15 protein-coding genes are annotated in these 16,825 nt (G+C 54.8%); 12 read left to right on the plus strand and 3 right to left on the minus strand.

Features of this window, described 5'->3' with window-relative positions; all coding sequences use genetic code 11:
- Positions 1 to 131 precede the first annotated feature (131 nt).
- From ACZRKO_RS20520 to uvrD, 7 genes are all read left to right on the plus strand, one after another.
- A complete protein-coding gene (locus ACZRKO_RS20520) occupies positions 132 to 2,690 on the plus strand; it encodes a class I adenylate cyclase (RefSeq protein ID WP_463739086.1) in 2,559 nt (852 codons plus the stop codon).
- Positions 2,691 to 2,823: 133 nt separating this feature from the next.
- A complete protein-coding gene (gene lptM / locus ACZRKO_RS20525; RefSeq protein WP_463739087.1) occupies positions 2,824 to 3,027 on the plus strand; it encodes an LPS translocon maturation chaperone LptM in 204 nt (67 codons plus the stop codon).
- A 102-nt stretch (positions 3,028 to 3,129) separates the two neighbouring features.
- On the plus strand, positions 3,130 to 3,954 hold the full coding sequence (dapF, locus tag ACZRKO_RS20530; RefSeq protein WP_463739088.1) for a diaminopimelate epimerase: 825 nt from the start codon (positions 3,130 to 3,132) through the stop codon (positions 3,952 to 3,954).
- Complete coding sequence (locus ACZRKO_RS20535; RefSeq protein ID WP_463739089.1) at positions 3,951 to 4,661, plus strand: DUF484 domain-containing protein; 711 nt, start codon at positions 3,951 to 3,953, stop codon at positions 4,659 to 4,661. The genes dapF and ACZRKO_RS20535 overlap by 4 nt, the downstream gene beginning before the upstream one ends.
- Positions 4,658 to 5,569 (plus strand): tyrosine recombinase XerC, encoded by a 912-nt coding sequence (gene xerC / locus ACZRKO_RS20540; RefSeq protein ID WP_463739090.1) that lies wholly within the window; start codon positions 4,658 to 4,660, stop codon positions 5,567 to 5,569. Before ACZRKO_RS20535 ends, xerC begins: the two co-directional genes overlap by 4 nt.
- Positions 5,569 to 6,285, plus strand: a complete 717-nt coding sequence (yigB, locus tag ACZRKO_RS20545; RefSeq protein ID WP_463739091.1) for a 5-amino-6-(5-phospho-D-ribitylamino)uracil phosphatase YigB — start codon at positions 5,569 to 5,571, stop codon at positions 6,283 to 6,285. Before xerC ends, yigB begins: the two co-directional genes overlap by 1 nt.
- Positions 6,286 to 6,362: 77 nt before the next feature.
- The gene (uvrD, locus tag ACZRKO_RS20550) at positions 6,363 to 8,525 is read left to right on the plus strand and encodes a DNA helicase II (protein ID WP_463739092.1); all 2,163 of its coding nucleotides are present in this window, start codon (positions 6,363 to 6,365) and stop codon (positions 8,523 to 8,525) included.
- A 128-nt stretch (positions 8,526 to 8,653) separates the two neighbouring features.
- Here the strand turns inward: uvrD and ACZRKO_RS20555 are convergent, their stop codons facing one another.
- Entirely contained in the window at positions 8,654 to 9,127 is a 474-nt protein-coding gene (locus ACZRKO_RS20555) for a WbuC family cupin fold metalloprotein (RefSeq protein WP_463739093.1), read from the minus strand.
- Between the two features lie 433 nt (positions 9,128 to 9,560).
- Here ACZRKO_RS20555 and corA point away from each other — a divergent pair, with 433 nt between their 5' ends.
- The gene (corA, locus tag ACZRKO_RS20560) at positions 9,561 to 10,517 is read left to right on the plus strand and encodes a magnesium/cobalt transporter CorA (RefSeq protein ID WP_463739094.1); all 957 of its coding nucleotides are present in this window, start codon (positions 9,561 to 9,563) and stop codon (positions 10,515 to 10,517) included.
- Between the two features lie 123 nt (positions 10,518 to 10,640).
- Complete coding sequence (locus ACZRKO_RS20565; RefSeq protein WP_463739095.1) at positions 10,641 to 11,708, plus strand: AbrB family transcriptional regulator; 1,068 nt, start codon at positions 10,641 to 10,643, stop codon at positions 11,706 to 11,708.
- Here the strand turns inward: ACZRKO_RS20565 and rarD are convergent.
- Both rarD and ACZRKO_RS20575 read right to left on the minus strand, forming a co-directional pair.
- Positions 11,697 to 12,587, minus strand: a complete 891-nt coding sequence (gene rarD / locus ACZRKO_RS20570; RefSeq protein ID WP_463739096.1) for an EamA family transporter RarD — start codon at positions 12,585 to 12,587, stop codon at positions 11,697 to 11,699. The genes ACZRKO_RS20565 and rarD overlap by 12 nt on opposite strands.
- Positions 12,588 to 12,675: 88 nt before the next feature.
- Positions 12,676 to 13,158: a thioesterase family protein gene (locus tag ACZRKO_RS20575; protein ID WP_463739097.1), complete on the minus strand. Its 483-nt coding sequence runs from the start codon at positions 13,156 to 13,158 to the stop codon at positions 12,676 to 12,678.
- A 205-nt stretch (positions 13,159 to 13,363) separates the two neighbouring features.
- On the opposite strand from ACZRKO_RS20575, the gene pldA reads away from it, so the two are divergent.
- The 3 genes from pldA (at position 13,364) to rhtC (ending at position 16,822) form a co-directional block, all read left to right on the plus strand.
- A complete protein-coding gene (gene pldA, locus ACZRKO_RS20580) occupies positions 13,364 to 14,242 on the plus strand; it encodes a phospholipase A (protein ID WP_463739098.1) in 879 nt (292 codons plus the stop codon).
- Positions 14,243 to 14,323: 81 nt separating this feature from the next.
- Entirely contained in the window at positions 14,324 to 16,156 is a 1,833-nt protein-coding gene (gene recQ, locus ACZRKO_RS20585) for an ATP-dependent DNA helicase RecQ (protein WP_463739099.1), read from the plus strand.
- A gap of 36 nt (positions 16,157 to 16,192) precedes the next feature.
- Complete coding sequence (rhtC, locus tag ACZRKO_RS20590; protein ID WP_463739100.1) at positions 16,193 to 16,822, plus strand: threonine export protein RhtC; 630 nt, start codon at positions 16,193 to 16,195, stop codon at positions 16,820 to 16,822.
- Positions 16,823 to 16,825: the final 3 nt, after the last annotated feature.

Below are 16,825 nucleotides of genomic sequence, written 5' to 3' on the forward strand. Positions count from 1 at the left end.
ACGGTCAATCAGCAAGGTGTTAAATTGATCACGTTTCCAGCATTTAACCGTCAACTAATTTCTTTTTTACGATAAATGACAGTTTTTGGAACGGGGTTCTTTCTAGACACTGGAAAATCAGGCGAACAGTCTTGTACCTCTATATCGAGACACTGAAGCAGAGATTGGATGCAATAAACCAGTTACGTGTGGATCGCGCTTTAGCGGCCATGGGACCGGCTTTCCAGCAGGTCTACAGTCTTCTGCCAGTTTTACTACATCACCATCACCCTCTGATGCCTGGATACCTTGACGGCAAGGTTCCGCACGGCGTCTGCATCTTCACGCCTGATGATACCCAAACCACCTACCTTGCTGACCTCGAAGATAAATGGGGCAGTACCCTCGAAACCATGGCGAAAGGCGAATTGCCGATCACCGGCGTTTACTCGATGGGCAGCACTTCCTCTATCGGCCAGAGCCACACCTCGGATCTGGATATTTGGGTCTGTCACCAGTCCTGGCTCGACAACGAAGAACGCAACCGCTTACAGCAAAAATGCAGCCTGCTGGAAAAATGGGCCGCCTCGCTGGGCGTGGAAGTCAGCTTCTTCCTGATCGACGAAAACCGCTTCCGTCACAATGAAAGCGGCAGTCTGGGTGGTGAAGACTGCGGTTCGACGCAGCACATTCTTTTACTCGACGAATTTTACCGTACTGCCGTACGTCTGGCCGGGAAACGTATTCTGTGGAATATGGTGCCGGGCGAAGAAGAGGGGCATTACGACGAATACGTGCTGTCGCTTTATGCTCAGGGCGCACTGACGCCAAATGAGTGGTTGGATCTCGGCGGGCTCAGCACGCTGTCGGCCGAAGAGTATTTCGGTGCCAGCCTGTGGCAGTTGTATAAAAGTATCGATTCGCCTTACAAAGCCGTACTCAAAACCTTGCTGCTCGAAGCGTATTCGTGGGAATACCCGAATACGTCGCTGCTGGCAATGGACATCAAAAAGCGTCTGCATCAGGGCGAAATCGTCTGTTTTGGCCTCGACTCTTATTGCATGATGCTCGATCGCGTGACCCGCTACCTGACCCAGATTGAAGACACAACCCGCCTTGATTTGGTCCGTCGCTGCTTCTACCTGAAAGTGTGCGAAAAGCTCTCCCGCGCTCGTGCCTCAGTGGGCTGGCGTCGCGAAATTCTCAGTCAGCTGGTCAGTGAATGGGGCTGGAGCGAAGAACGTCTGGCAATTCTCGATAACCGCGCCAATTGGAAAATCGAACGGGTGCGCGAAGCGCATAACGAATTGCTTGATGCGATGATGCAGAGTTACCGTAATCTGATCCGCTTCGCCCGTCGCAACAATTTAAGCGTCAGCGCCAGCCCGCAGGATATCGGCGTGCTGACTCGTAAATTGTACGCCGCCTTCGAAGCGCTGCCGGGAAAAGTCACGCTGGTGAACCCGCAAATTTCACCTGATTTGTCAGAGAGCGACTTAACCTTTATTCACGTGCCAATTGGCCGCGCCAACCGCACCGGCTGGTATCTGTATAACCGGTCGCCGTCGATGGAATCTATCGTCAGCCATCAGCCGCTGGAATATAACCGCTACCTGAATAAGCTGGTGGCCTGGGCCTATTTCAACGGTCTCCTGACGTCCACCACGCGCCTGCATATTAAAAGTGGCAACCTGTGTGATATCGCCAAACTGCGCGAACTGGTGGCTGACGTATCACATCACTTCCCGCTGCGTCTGGCAGCACCGACGCCTAAAGCGCTGTACAGCCCGTGTGAAATTCGCCATCTGGCTATCATTGTTAACCTTGAACACGATCCGACCGCTGCTTTTCGTAATCAGGTGGTGCATTTCGACTTCCGTAAACTCGACGTATTCAGCTTCGGCCAGCAGCAGCAATGTCTGGTGGGCAGTATTGATCTGCTCTATCGCAACTCGTGGAATGAAGTGCGAACCCTGCATTTCAGCGGCGAGCAGGCGGTGCTGGAAGCGCTGAAAACCATTCTGGGCAAAATGCATCAGGATGCTGCGCCGCCGGAATCGGTGGAAGTGTTCTGCTACAGCCAGCATCTGCGCGGCCTGATCCGTACCCGTATTCAGCAGTTAGTCTCGGAGTGCATCGAGCTGCGTCTGTCGAGCAAACGTCTTGAGCCGGGCCGTTTTAAAGCGGTGCGTGTTGCCGGGCAGACCTGGGGATTATTCTTCGAGCGCCTGAGCGTATCGGTGCAGAAGCTTGAAAATGCGATTGAATTCTATGGCGCGATCTCCAACAACAAATTGCATGGCTTGTCCGTCAAAGTACAAACCGACCAGGCGCATTTACCGGCGGTGATTGACGGTTATGCCAGTGAAGGGATCATTCAGTTCTTCTTCGAAGAGAGCAGCGATGATGTCGGTTTCAACATCTATATCCTTGATGAAGCCAACCGCGTTGAGGTTTACCACCACTGCGAAGGCAGTAAAGAAGATTTGGTTCGTGACGTCAGCCGTTTCTATTCCTCTTCACATGACCGCTTTACCTACGGCTCCAGCTTTATCAATTTCAACCTGCCGCAGTTCTACCAGATTGTGTCACTCGATGGCCGTACTCAGGTGATCCCTTTCCGCAATAATCCGCTCGCGCAACTTTGTGCCACAGTGGCCGATAATGCAGCAGAAACGGCGAAGGTACCGCAGCGTTTCCAGATACATTAAACCCACTCCGGCGGGATTTTTCCGGCCCTGAATCACTAAACCGCGCCGTCTGAGATTGTCGATTCCTATTGCTTTTCATGATCCACCTGCGATTATAGAGAGCTTGGTGGCATGAATTACAGGCATTCATAAAATGAAAAAGGTTTTACTCTGGTCTTTGGCCGCAGCGGTACTCTTTACTCTTTCGGGGTGTGGACTGAAAGGCCCACTCTATTTCCCGCCGGCTGATAAATCGTCGAAACAAAAAACCAGCCAGACGCCAGGCGTCCCAGGTGATGGATCATCTCAGCAAAATGGCGTGTCACCAGAGAAACTGGGCACCAATTCCAGGGACTAACTGAGTGACCAGATTGTCCTTCCCGCGTGAATGATGCGGGAAAAGACCATAGTTTACAGGATCATCGCTACTGGATCTGACCAGCGGTAAGCGGAGCAAAATATGCAGTTCTCCAAAATGCACGGCCTGGGCAACGACTTTATGGTCGTCGATGCCGTCACTCAAAATGTTTATTTCTCTCCTGAATTGATCCGCCGTTTGTCTGACCGTAACCGTGGTGTAGGCTTTGACCAGTTGCTGGTTGTGGAACCCCCTTACGATCCTGAACTCGATTTTCACTACCGCATTTTCAACGCTGACGGCAGCGAAGTGGCGCAGTGCGGTAACGGTGCCCGCTGTTTTGCCCGCTTTGTTCGAATTAAAGGCTTAACCAATAAACGTGACATTCGCGTTAGTACGCAAACCGGTCGCATGGTATTAACCGTCACCGAGGACGAACTGGTGCAGGTCAATATGGGCGAACCCATTTTCGAACCGCAGCAAGTTCCCTTCCGGGCGCCTAAGCAGGAAAAGACCTACATCCTGCGCGCCGAAGAGCACACTGTCTTCTGCGGCGTCGTCTCGATGGGCAATCCGCACTGTGTATTGCAGGTAGAAGATGTGCTCACCGCCAGTGTGGAATTGCTGGGCCCGATGCTGGAAAGCCACGAGCGCTTCCCTGAGCGTGTGAACGTCGGTTTCATGCAGGTTGTCGACCGTGAAACCGTAAAACTGCGCGTTTACGAGCGCGGTGCGGGCGAAACTCAAGCCTGCGGAAGCGGTGCCTGTGCGGCCGTTGCGGTCGGGATCCTCCAAGGTTTACTCTCTGAAGACGTCCTGGTTGAACTGCCGGGCGGTAACCTCGAGATCAGCTGGAAAGGACCGGGTCATTCGCTGTATATGACCGGCCCCGCCACTCACGTATATGACGGATTTATTCATCTATGAACAATCTTGACGACCAGTTAGAAGCCGCCGTTGCCATCGCGCTTGACGATGACAGCGTGATGCAATATCTGCTGCAAAACCCAGATTTCTTCATTCGCAATGCGCGCAGCGTTGAACAAATGCACGTGCCGCATCCGGTTAAAGGCAGTATTTCGCTGGTGGAATGGCAGTTAGGCCGCCAGCGCCATCAGATTGGTCAACTGGAAGAAGAGATCACTCTGCTGATGGAGCAGGCATCTGTTAACGAAGCCTTGTTCGGCCGCTTAATTGAATTGCAAGCCACGCTGGCGGCGGCTGGCAGCCTGCAAGATATGCTTAACCGCCTGCAACGCTGGGCTCGCGGTCTGGGACTGGCCGGTGCGAACGTCCGGCTGTTTAGCGAAAGCTGGCGCATTGGCGCACCGTCGGACTTTACCCATCTAGGGCTGAGCCGCAGCGCGTTTGAGTCACTGCGTATTCAGCGCCTGGGTGACACCCACCATTTCCTCGGCAGCCTTAACGGCCCCGAACTGTTGCTGGTATTGCCGCAAGCCAAGGCCGTCGGTTCCGTTGCGCTCTCTCTGATGGGCGAAAACGGCGAGTTGGGCATGCTGATTTTCAGCAGCCGCGACGCACAACATTATCAGCCGGGCATGGGCACCGTGATGCTCAACCAGCTGGCGAAAATGCTGCCCGGTTTACTGGAACGTTGGATTGAACGGGTATGAACTACGCTGACTCGCCACTGAATCCCGCGGTCGAGGCATTTTTACGTTATCTGCGCGTTGAGCGCCAGCTCAGCCCGCTGACGTCCGGCAGCTACGAACGCCAGCTCGACGTCATTATCGGCATGGCCGGTGAAATCGGTATTACCCACTGGGAGCAGCTCGATGCCCCAAAAGTGCGGATGTTACTGTCAAAAAGTAAACGCGCCGGACAGGGCGAAACCAGCCTTGCTTTACGGATGTCCGCCTTGCGCAGTTTTCTTGACTGGCAAGTGAGCCAGGGGATGCTTAGCGTCAATCCGGCGAAGGGCATCGCCACGCCGCGCATGAAAAAACATCTCCCCAAAAATCTTGATGTTGATGAAGTCGACAAACTGCTAAGTATCGACGACAGCGACCCGCTTGCCGTGCGCGACCGCGCCATGCTGGAAGTCATGTACGGTGCAGGGTTGCGTCTGTCGGAACTGGTGGGTATCGACATTAAACACGTGGATATGCTCTCCGGCGAAGTCTGGGTGGTGGGGAAAGGCAGTAAAGAGCGAAGGCTGCCTCTGGGCCGTACCGCCGTTGTCTGGCTGGGAAAATGGCTGGAACGCCGCCAGGACTACTCTCCGCAAGATGATGCCATGTTTGTCTCCAATCAGGGCAAGCGTATTTCTGCCCGCAATGTACAAAAGCGCTTTGCCGAGTGGGGTGTGAAGCAGGGGGTGAACAGCCATATTCACCCGCATAAACTGCGCCACTCTTTCGCCACCCATGTCCTTGAATCCAGTGGAGATCTTCGCGGTGTGCAGGAGTTGTTAGGCCACTCAAGCCTGTCCACCACGCAAATCTACACCAGCTTAGACTTTCAACATTTGGCGTCGGTGTACGATGCCGCGCATCCACGGGCCAAACGAGGAAAATCCTGATGAAGTTCTATCGACCGTTGAAACGCATTGAAGCGATCACCTTCGATTTAGACGACACGCTGTATGACAACCATGACGTTATCCGCCGTACCGATGCCGAAACACTGAAGTTTATTCAGGGTTTTCATCCGGCGTTGGAGAGCATGGCAGCGGACACCATCCGTCTTATGCGCGCAGAGTTACTGGCGCAGGACGCTGAGATTTACCACGACGTGACCGAATGGCGTCGTCAGGCGGTATCGCTGGCCATGACCCGCGCGGGCCTGAGTGACGGCGATGCAAAGCAGGGCACGAAAGCCGCGATGGAAACTTTCGCTTACTGGCGCAGCAAAATTTATATCTCTGAAGAGAACCATCAGGCGCTGGCCGCACTGGCCGAGCGCTGGCCTTTGGTGGCGATCACCAACGGCAATGCAGATCCTCATGCCTGTGGACTGGCGCAATATTTCCAGTTCACCTTACGCGCGGGCGATCATGGCCGGGCGAAGCCTTATGCTGATATGTATAAAAAGGCGGCGTTGAAACTGGATTTACCGCTGGAGCAGATCTTGCACGTGGGCGATGACCTCACCACCGACGTGGCCGGTTCGGTGGCATGCGGGATGCAGTCATGCTGGATAAACCTGCGTGAAGACAACCTGATGCACATCAAAGATGCCCGCCTGTTACCCCACATTGAGATTTCGCAGTTGGCATCGCTGACAGCATTGCTATAATCCCCGCATTCTCTGTATAAATTCACAGTAGAAAAGCGTCCTCCGGGAGGCTTTTCTCTTCCAGACCAACGGTGCCTATGGACGTTTCTGACCTGCTCGACAGCCTGAATGAAAAACAACGTGAAGCCGTGGCCGCGCCGCGCAGCAATCTGTTGGTGCTGGCAGGAGCAGGCAGTGGCAAAACCCGCGTCCTGGTTCACCGTATTGCCTGGCTTTTGTCGGTAGAAAACTGCTCGCCGTACTCCATCATGGCGGTGACGTTTACCAACAAAGCGGCGGCGGAAATGCGCCACCGTATTGATCAGCTGATTGGCACCAGTCAGGGGGGGATGTGGATCGGCACTTTCCACGGTCTGGCGCACCGTCTGCTGCGCGCCCATCACCTTGACGCCAACCTGCCGCAGGACTTTCAAATTCTCGACAGCGATGACCAGCTGCGCCTGCTCAAACGTATCGTTAAAGCACTGAATATCGACGATAAACAGTGGCCTCCTCGTCAGGCGATGTGGTACATCAACGGCAAAAAAGATGAAGGATTACGCCCGCAGCACGTTGAAACCTATAACAACCCGGTGGAAGCGACCTGGCTGCGCATCTATCAGGCCTATCAGGAAGCCTGCGATCGCGCCGGGTTGGTGGATTTCGCCGAACTGCTGCTGCGCGCCCATGAGCTGTGGCTGAACAAACCGCATATCCTGCAACATTACCGCGAACGCTTTACCAACCTGATGGTGGATGAGTTTCAGGACACCAACAGCATTCAGTACGCATGGATCCGTCTGCTGGCGGGCAACAACAATAACGTGATGATTGTTGGCGACGATGACCAGTCAATCTATGGCTGGCGTGGTGCGCAGGTCGAAAACATTCAGCGCTTCCTGAAAGACTTCCCGAACGCAGAAACCATTCGTCTGGAGCAAAATTACCGCTCCACCAGCACCATTCTGACCGCCGCCAATGCGCTGATCGCCAACAACAGCGGCCGCATGGGAAAAAATCTGTGGACCGAAGGCGTGGAAGGCGAACCGATTTCACTCTACTGCGCATTCAATGAACTCGACGAATCGCGCTTTGTGGTCAACCGCATCAAAGCCTGGCAGGACAACGGCGGGGCGCTGAAAGACTGTGCAATTTTGTACCGCAGCAACGCCCAGTCACGCGTACTGGAAGAAGCGCTCTTACAGATGGCGATGCCGTACCGCATTTATGGCGGGCAGCGCTTCTTCGAACGTCAGGAAATCAAAGACGCCTTGGCGTATCTGCGTCTGATGGCAAACCGCAATGACGATGCTGCGTTTGAGCGCGTGGTGAACACGCCGGTGCGCGGCATTGGGGATCGTACCCTCGACGTTGTGCGCCAAACCGCCCGTGACCGGCAGCTGACTATGTGGCAGGCCACGCGTGCACTGTTGCAGGATAAAGTGCTGGCGGGCCGCGCAGCCTCTTCGTTGCAGCGTTTCTGCGAACTGGTGGACGCTCTGGCCCATGAAACCGCCGATATGCCGCTGCACGTGCAGACTGACCGGGTAATAAAAGACTCGGGGCTGTTCATTATGTATGAGCAGGAAAAGGGCGAGAAAGGGCAGGCGCGTATTGAGAACCTTGAGGAGCTGGTGACGGCAACGCGCCAATTCAGCTATCAGGATGAAGATCAGGATCTGATGCCGTTACAGGCCTTCCTCTCCCATGCCGCACTGGAAGCAGGCGAAGGGCAGGCGGACGCCAATCAGGATGCCACCCAACTGATGACCCTGCACTCGGCCAAAGGGCTGGAGTTCCCGCAGGTGTTTATCGTCGGTATGGAAGAGGGGATGTTCCCGAGCCAGATGTCGCTGGATGAAGGCGGCCGTCTGGAAGAGGAACGCCGTCTGGCCTACGTAGGTGTGACGCGTGCGATGCAAAAACTGACGCTGACCTACGCCGAAACCCGCCGCCTGTATGGCAAAGAGGTTTACCACAAGCCTTCACGCTTTGTGGGCGAGTTGCCGGAGAACTGCGTCGAAGAGGTTCGCCTGCGTGCGAGCGTGTCGCGTCCGGTTAGCCATAAACGCATGGGCACGCCGGTTAGCACCAGCGACACCGGCTTCACCCTCGGCCAGCGCGTAGTGCACCCGAAATTCGGCGAAGGCACCATCGTGAACATGGAAGGCAGTGGCGAACACAGTCGCCTGCAAGTGGCCTTCCCCGGCGAAGGCATTAAATGGTTAGTCGCCGCCTACGCCCGCTTGGAAGCTGTATAAGCTAGCTTACTGGCGAGGTTGAGCCCAGGTAGTGCTCGACATCCTCATGGACTACGTGTCCATTCCGGTGTCTCCGCGCTGTCTGGGTTCAACCTCGCTGCGCCGCTGACGCTTAGCCTTTAATATTTTTACTGAAAAATATCACCCACATCGGCCGTCGCATACCACGCCAACGTTTGTTTAACACGCTCGTCGCCTTCGGGAGCTGAACCAGGCAGGTAATCTTCTTCAGTGACCGGTTGGTAAGCGCCGCGTTTCACTTCAAAGATCACACCGCCTTCATCCAGCGACAGCACGCTGTGCCAGGTGTTGGCGGGAATTTCCAGCAGGCGCGTTTCTGCGCCGAGCCACAGGCGGTCGGTGACTTTGCCTTCGGCGTCATAAATCAGCACCAGAAAACGCCCGCGCAGCGCGGTGAGCATCTCCCAGGTGTGCGGATGGCGATGCACGCGTACGTATGTGCCGGGTTCCATGGCAATCGCCAGACGCTGGACATCATCTTCTGGTGCCGGGTGAATATTCAGGTTCTGACGCAGGCGGGGTGAGTTGGACGCCTTGGTGATCAGTTCGCACATCATGTCTTGGTTAATCTGTTTAATCATCGGAGTTCCTGTGCGGCACGCGCCGGAAAAGGGCAGAATCAAGGCCGTCGAGTGTAGCCAAAAAACCTGCGGCATATAAGTCCGTGCAGGTTATCGCGATAGCCTGAATATTATGCATAAATGTTGCGGGATTACTTTTGTTCGAGGTTGACACTGTTTTTCTTCTCGGCGTAACATGCGCGCACTAATATTTTTGAGGACCTTCGCCTTGGACACACCCAGTAGATACTGGCTCGATAACCTGTTCTTCAGGTACCACTTCTAAGGCTATCCTCTTTGCTGATAGCCTTAGTGGTTGTCAGCGACCCCCGTTCTGTCGCTGTGAGTCGGATCTGAATTTGGTCTGAAACACGCCGGTGACGTCTTTCTCACCCTGTGTTTTCCTGTGCTTCAACGCGTTGTCCATACCTGTCACCATTGGGAGAACGGGCACATGCTGAGTGCTTTTAAATTAGATAACAGCCGCTTATCCCGTTTAGAACTGGACGAGGAAGATTGTGACGACCTGAAAACGTCGTTGTGGGTCGACCTGATTGAGCCAGATGAACAGGAGCGTGAGCGTGTTCAATGTGAGTTAGGCCAGAGCCTGGCAACCCGCCCGGAACTGGATGATATCGAAGCGTCGGCTCGTTTCTTCGAAGACGAAGACGGTCTGCACATTCACTCCTTCTTCTATTACGAAGATGCGGAAGACCATGCGGGCAACAGCACCGTGGCATTTACTATTCGTGAAGGCCGCCTGTATACGCTGCGCGAGCGCGAACTGCCTGCATTTCGTCTCTACCGTATGCGTGCCAGAAACCAGACGCTGGTGGACGGTAACGCCTATGAACTGCTGCTGGACCTGTTTGAAACTAAAATCGAACAGCTGGCAGACGAAATCGAAAATATCTACAGCGATCTGGAAAAACTCAGCCGCGTGATCATGGAAGGTCAGCAGGGTGATGAATATGACGCGGCGCTCTCCACGCTGGCGGAGCTGGAAGACGTGGGCTGGAAAGTCCGTTTGTGTTTGATGGATACCCAACGTGCCCTGAACTTTCTGGTACGCAAAGCACGTTTGCCGGGCAGCCAGCTTGAACAGGCCCGTGAAGTCTTGCGCGATATCGAATCGCTGCTGCCGCATAACGAATCGCTGTTCCAGAAGGTGAACTTCCTGATGCAGGCGGCGATGGGTTTCATCAACATCGAACAGAACCGCATCATCAAGATCTTCTCGGTGGTTTCCGTGGTGTTCCTGCCGCCAACGCTGGTGGCATCAAGCTATGGTATGAACTTCAAGTTTATGCCGGAACTGGATCTGACCTTCGGTTACCCGGCGGCGATTGGCCTGATGATCCTGGCCGGTCTCGCCCCTTACCTCTACTTCAAGCGTAAAAACTGGCTTTAAGCTTTCAACCTGCCAGCCCGGTGCTGGTAGGTTTCTTCCCTCCAGCTTCCCTTCCCGGTTTCCCTCCACTGTCTGAATTGTGTTAGAAATGTGCCTCCGCTTACGCCAATGCAGAATGAAATCATGTTGATGGAAAGGATTGCTCCTTGGGGCCAGTGGTCACTGCTGGTTATCGCCTCGTTAATCCTCGGTTTTCTCTTTCAGGCTTTCCACGTACCGGCCGCCCTGCTGCTGGGGCCGATGATTGTCGGCGTAGTGATGGGTTTACTCGGTGCCACGGTGCGCATCGCGCCGGTTTTCTTCAAAATTGCTCAGGGTATTTTGGGGTGTATGATCGCCCAAAGCCTCTCGCCCTCCATATTACCGCCCCTGCTCAATGACTGGCCGATGGTGCTGCTGGTCCTGATCGCCACCCTGCTGGCGAGCGGCCTGTCGGGCTGGTTGCTGGTGAAATTCAGTAGCCTGCCGGGGCCGACGGGCGCATGGGGCTCTTCTCCCGGCGGTGCGAGTGCCATGGTAGCAATGGCCGGTGACTTTGGGGCCGATGTGCGTCTGGTGGCTTTCATGCAGTATTTGCGGGTGTTGTTCGTGGCAACGGCCGCAGCGTTTGTCGCGCGCATCAGTCTCGGCGACAGCGCTCAGGCGGCAGCTGCCGTGATCTGGTTTCCGCCACTGGACTGGCGTTTCGCCGGTACGTTGCTGCTGGCGCTGGCGGGCGTCTGGCTTGGGCCATTGTTACGTATTCCTTCCGGCGCGCTGTTATTGCCTGCGGTGGTGGGGGCGGCGCTGCATTCGACCGGCACCATGACATTGCAGGTGCCTGAGTGGCTGCTGGCGATGGCCTATACGTTGATTGGCTGGAGCGTGGGTCTGCGTTTCACCCGACCCATTTTTAAACTCGCGCTAAGAACCCTGCCGCAGATGATTGCATCGATTATCGGACTCATGCTGGTTTGCGGGGGAATGGCATGGGTGCTGACAAAGGTGCTACATGTGGACATGCTGACGGCTTATCTGGCCACCAGCCCCGGCGGGCTGGATACAGTGGCCATTATCGCGGCAGGCAGTGATGTGAATTTAGGGTTTGTGATGGCCATGCAAACGCTGCGTCTGCTGACCATCATCGTGACCGGTCCGGCCATGGCGAGGTTTATTTCGCGCCGTGCCAGACCGCCCTCCTCAACGCCGTAGGCGGCGCTGGGTGTAAAGCGCATCGGTAACAAAGCACAGCAAACCGGCCCAGATAAAGCCGAAGGTCACCAGCTGGGACGTCGTGACGGACTCGCCGTACACCGCCACGGCAAGAATAAACATCAGCGTCGGCCCCAGATACTGGAAGAAACCCAGCGTCGACAGCTTCAGGCGCGTGGCGGCAGCGGTGAAGAACAGCAGCGGAATAGTGGTGATAATGCCCGCAGACATCAGCATCAGGTTCAGCGACCACGGATTAGCCGGCAGATGACTGGTCGCGGTGTCGGCGATGAAAAACAGATAGATTGCCGCGACCGGTAACAGCCACAGTGTTTCAATCAGCATGCCGGTCTGCGCCTCTACACCGATACGTTTACGCAATAATCCGTACAGCGCAAAGCTGAGAGACAGCCCAAGAGCAATCATCGGTACCGAACCATAAACCCATATCTGATAGCTGACGCCGATAAACGCCAGCACCACGGCGACCCATTGCATCCGGCGAAACCGTTCGCCTAAAAACATCATGCCCAACAGCACGTTAACCAGCGGGTTGATGAAATAACCCAGGCTGGCTTCCAGCAGATGATTATTATTGATAGCCCAGATATACAGCAGCCAGTTTCCGCCGATGATCACGGCCGTTAGCAGCAGCAGTGCCACTTTCTTCGGCACTTTCAGCACCTGACGCACGTTCCCCCAACTGCGGCTGACCGACAGTAACAGCAGCATAAAGAAGAATGACCAGATCACCCGATGCGTGAGGATCTCCTCCGCCGGAACCTGCTTAATCAGTTTAAAATAAACCGGAGCAATGCCCCAGATAAGGTAGGCGACGAAGGCAAAAATAATGCCCTGCCGGGTGCGTTGTGCGTCCATGTTCATGCCTGATATCAGAAGAAGAGGGCGAGTTTACCTGATACTTGTCTGCGGTGTTTTGCTTTGTGATCGGTTTACTCCAGCCGGGTTATCCCACCAGATAGGTGGCGTTGGCGGTCGCAATATGCACGCCGCTGTCGTTGTGCAAATCAACGCGCGCCACAGATACTTTATTGCCTGCGCGGATCAGACGGGCATCAGCCGTAAAAACCTCACCACGTCCCGGACGCAGATAATCAACCCGTAAATCGATAGTCCCCATTTTCGCCAGACGCTGGCGCATTTCAGCTTCCAGCAGCGGGTGATCTGGCTTATCGCGGCGGATTAACGAACTGGTGACGCAGACCAGACCGGCGGCAACATCCAGCACTGCGGCGATCACGCCACCGTGCAGAATTTTTTGTGCCGCATTCCCGACCAAGCGGGTCTGATGCGTAAAGGTCAGCTCGGCTTGGTCAGTATCTAAGCGTTTGAGCTCAAGACCCAACTCGCGGTTAAACGGCATATCGTAAACGAAAATACCGCCGATCAGTTGGAGGGCGGCATCGTGGCTCATCGGTGTGGCAGACATGAGAAATTTCCTGAAGTGCAGATAAAATGTTAATAAAATGTAGATATTAGGCCGAGGAAATATTGATTTCCAGAGTACAAATGATAAATCTAGTCAATACTCAGACAGAGCACATTTTGTGTGTAAAATGTCCTGTTTTCTAAATTCGATAACTAAATAAAATCTAAGCCGTTCATGCGGCATTAAACTTTTGGGTGGACAAATAATGCGTAACAACTGGGCTGTTGGGGCAACCTTACTGGCAATGCCGGTGCTGAGCTATGCCGCAGAAGCGACAATCGAAGAAGTGCATGATCAGCCTAGTGTGCGGGGCAGCGTCATTGCCAACCTGCTGCAAGAGCATGACAACCCGTTTACGCTCTATCCTTACGACACTAACTATTTGGTCTACACCGATACCAGCGGTGTTAACAAAGACGCCATCAAGTCTTATAGCTGGGCAGACAACGCCCGTCACGACGAAGTGGAATTCCAGTTAAGCCTCGGTTTTCCTATCTGGCGTGGTATCGCCGGTGACAACTCTTTGCTCGGGGCATCTTATACGCAAAAAGCGTTCTGGCAATTATCGAACCGCGCCGAGTCTTCGCCATTTCGTGAAACCAACTATGAGCCGCAGCTGTTCATCGCCTGGGCGACAGATTACAACGTCCTTGGCTGGACCTTGCGTGAGGCCGAATATGGCGTTAACCACGATTCCAATGGTCGCTCTGACCCGACATCGCGCAGCTGGAACCGCGTCTATGCGCGCTTTATGGCACAAAACGGCAATTGGCAGGTGGATCTCAAGCCCTGGTACCGCATTCCCGAAAGCGACAAAAATGATGATAACCCGGATATCACTAAATACATGGGTTACTACCGTCTGAAAGTCGGTTATGCGCTGGGTGAAAGCGTGATCAGCGTAGAAAGCCGTTACAACTGGAACACCGGCTACGGCGGTGCTGACGTCGGCGTCAGCTACCCGATCACCAAGCATATGCGCTTCTACACCAAAGTGTTCAGCGGATACGGCGAGTCATTGATTGACTACAACTACAAGCAGACTCGCGTCGGTGTTGGTATCATGCTCAACGACATCATGTAATCGTCCGCCTGCGGGCGACGATGTACACAGCCCCGGCGGCCTTTTCAGGCCGTCGGGCGGTTTGAACAGTTGGGGAATTGAGTGTCTACGGCGGCAGTGTTAAACAAAGAAGAGCTGGCTCATCAGGTATTACGCGATACCTTCGGCTATCAGCAATTCCGACCGGGTCAGCAAACGATCATTAATACCGCCATTTCTGGGCGGGATTGTCTGGTGGTAATGCCGACCGGTGGTGGTAAATCGCTGTGCTATCAAATTCCCGCTCTGGTGATGGATGGCCTGACGCTGGTTGTTTCGCCCCTCATCTCCCTGATGAAAGATCAGGTCGATCAGTTGATGGCGGCGGGCGTTGAAGCCGGTTGCCTGAATTCGACCCAAACCCGCGAACAGCAACAGGATGTGATAGCCGGTTGCCGCACGGGCCGCATTAAGATGCTGTATATCGCACCAGAACGCCTGATGATGGGCGACTTCCTCGAACAGCTGCAACAGTGGAATCCGGCCATGCTGGCTGTGGATGAAGCCCACTGTATCTCCCAATGGGGCCACGATTTCCGCCCTGAATACCGCGCGCTCGGCCAGCTGAAACTGCGTTATCCGCAGTTGCCAGTGATTGCGCTGACCGCCACCGCCGATGAAGCGACCCGCAACGACATTGTCCGTCTGCTGGAGCTTAACGATCCGCTGATTCAGGTCAGCAGTTTTGACCGCCCGAACATCCGTTACACGCTGGTGGAGAAGTTTAAACCCCTCGACCAGTTGATCCGGTTCGTGCAGGACCAGCGCGGCAAAAGCGGTATTATTTACTGTAACAGCCGCGCTAAAGTCGAAGACACAGCCGCCCGTTTGCAAAGCCGCGGAATGAGCGTGGGCGCCTATCACGCTGGTCTGGACAACGACACCCGTGCCCGCGTGCAGGAAGGCTTTCAGCGTGACGATTTACAAATTGTTGTCGCTACCGTGGCCTTCGGCATGGGCATCAACAAGCCCAACGTGCGCTTTGTGGTGCACTTTGATATCCCGCGCACCATCGAGTCCTACTATCAGGAAACCGGTCGTGCCGGGCGTGATGGCCTGCCAGCCGAAGCCGTATTACTTTACGATCCGGCCGATATGGCCTGGCTGCGCCGCTGTCTGGAAGAAAAACCAGCGGGTGCGCAGCAGGATGTTGAGCGGCATAAGCTGAATGCGATGAATGCCTTCGCCGAAGCGCAAACCTGCCGCCGTCTGGTGCTGCTCAACTATTTTGGCGAAGGTAAACAGAACGCCTGCGGTAACTGCGATGTCTGCCTTGATCCGCCAAAACGCTATGACGGTCTGCTCGATGCGCAAAAAGCGCTGTCGGTGGTGGCACGCGTCGGGCAACGTTTTGGTCTGGGTTACGTGGTGGAAGTGCTGCGCGGATCGAACAACCAGCGTATCCGTGAATACGGCCACGACAAGCTGTCGGTGTACGGTATCGGCAAAGAGCAGAGTAACGAACACTGGACCAGCGTGGTGCGTCAGCTGATCCATCTCGGCATGATTATGCAGAACATCGCCATGCACTCTGCGCTGCAACTGACCGAAGCGGCGCGTCCGGTGCTGCGGGGTGAAATTCCGCTGCAACTGGCGGTGCCACGCATTCAGACGCTGAAGATTAAAAGCAGTGCCAGCCAGAAAAGCTATGGCGGCAACTATGATCGTAAGCTGTTTGCCAAGTTGCGTAAGCTGCGTAAAACTCTGGCAGATGACAACAACGTTCCGCCTTACGTGGTCTTTAACGACACGACGCTGCTGGAAATGGCCGAACATTTACCGATAAGCCCGAGCGATCTGCTGGACATCACCGGTGTCGGCCAGCGTAAGCTGGAGAAATTCGGACGACCCTTTATGGCGATGATCCGAGATCATATCGACAACGGCGACGAATAAACGCCGGTTCCTGAAGATAAACAGAGAGAAAAACCCATGCTGATTTTATTCCTAACCGTTGCCCTGATGCATATGATCGCGCTGGTAAGCCCCGGCCCGGATTTCTTCTTTGTGTCGCAGACGGCGGCCAGCCGCTCGCGCAAAGATGCCATGATGGGCGTGGTGGGGATCACGCTGGGTGTAGCGGTCTGGGCGGCAGTGGCGCTGATGGGGCTGCATCTTATCCTGCAAAAAATGGCCTGGCTGCACCAGATTATTACCGTCGGTGGCGGTCTGTATCTGTGCTGGATGGGCTGGCAACTGCTAAAATCAGCGCGGGCCAAAAAGCTGGCGGGTGACACTGATGAAGTGGAAATCCCCGTCGATCTGCCTGCCGGTGGCCGTACCTTTATGCGCGGCCTTCTGACTAATCTCTCCAATCCGAAAGCGGTAATTTACTTCGGCAGCGTATTCTCACTGTTTGTCGGTGATAACGTCAGCGGCGGAGAACGTGGCGGATTATTCATTATGATCGTGGCCGAGACCTTTGTCTGGTTCTCGGTCGTGGCGATGGTTTTTGCGTTGCCGACCATGCGTCGCGGCTATCAGCGTTTAGCAAAATGGATTGATGGCGTAGCAGGCGTGGTGTTTGCCGGTTTTGGTATCGCGCTCATTGTGAATCGCTGATCA

The organism is Ewingella sp. C233 (assembly GCF_055407225.1).

Coding starts and splice junctions, on each gene's coding strand:
- xerC (WP_463739090.1), top strand. CDS start 4,658: ATGAACTACGCTGACTCGCCACTGAATCCCGCGGTCGAGGCATTTTTA.
- ACZRKO_RS20535 (WP_463739089.1), top strand. CDS start 3,951: ATGAACAATCTTGACGACCAGTTAGAAGCCGCCGTTGCCATCGCGCTT.
- rarD (WP_463739096.1), bottom strand. CDS start 12,587: ATGGACGCACAACGCACCCGGCAGGGCATTATTTTTGCCTTCGTCGCC.
- dapF (WP_463739088.1), top strand. CDS start 3,130: ATGCAGTTCTCCAAAATGCACGGCCTGGGCAACGACTTTATGGTCGTC.
- ACZRKO_RS20555 (WP_463739093.1), bottom strand. CDS start 9,127: ATGATTAAACAGATTAACCAAGACATGATGTGCGAACTGATCACCAAG.
- ACZRKO_RS20575 (WP_463739097.1), bottom strand. CDS start 13,158: ATGTCTGCCACACCGATGAGCCACGATGCCGCCCTCCAACTGATCGGC.
- uvrD (WP_463739092.1), top strand. CDS start 6,363: ATGGACGTTTCTGACCTGCTCGACAGCCTGAATGAAAAACAACGTGAA.
- yigB (WP_463739091.1), top strand. CDS start 5,569: ATGAAGTTCTATCGACCGTTGAAACGCATTGAAGCGATCACCTTCGAT.
- lptM (WP_463739087.1), top strand. CDS start 2,824: ATGAAAAAGGTTTTACTCTGGTCTTTGGCCGCAGCGGTACTCTTTACT.
- rhtC (WP_463739100.1), top strand. CDS start 16,193: ATGCTGATTTTATTCCTAACCGTTGCCCTGATGCATATGATCGCGCTG.
- pldA (WP_463739098.1), top strand. CDS start 13,364: ATGCGTAACAACTGGGCTGTTGGGGCAACCTTACTGGCAATGCCGGTG.
- ACZRKO_RS20565 (WP_463739095.1), top strand. CDS start 10,641: ATGTTGATGGAAAGGATTGCTCCTTGGGGCCAGTGGTCACTGCTGGTT.
- corA (WP_463739094.1), top strand. CDS start 9,561: ATGCTGAGTGCTTTTAAATTAGATAACAGCCGCTTATCCCGTTTAGAA.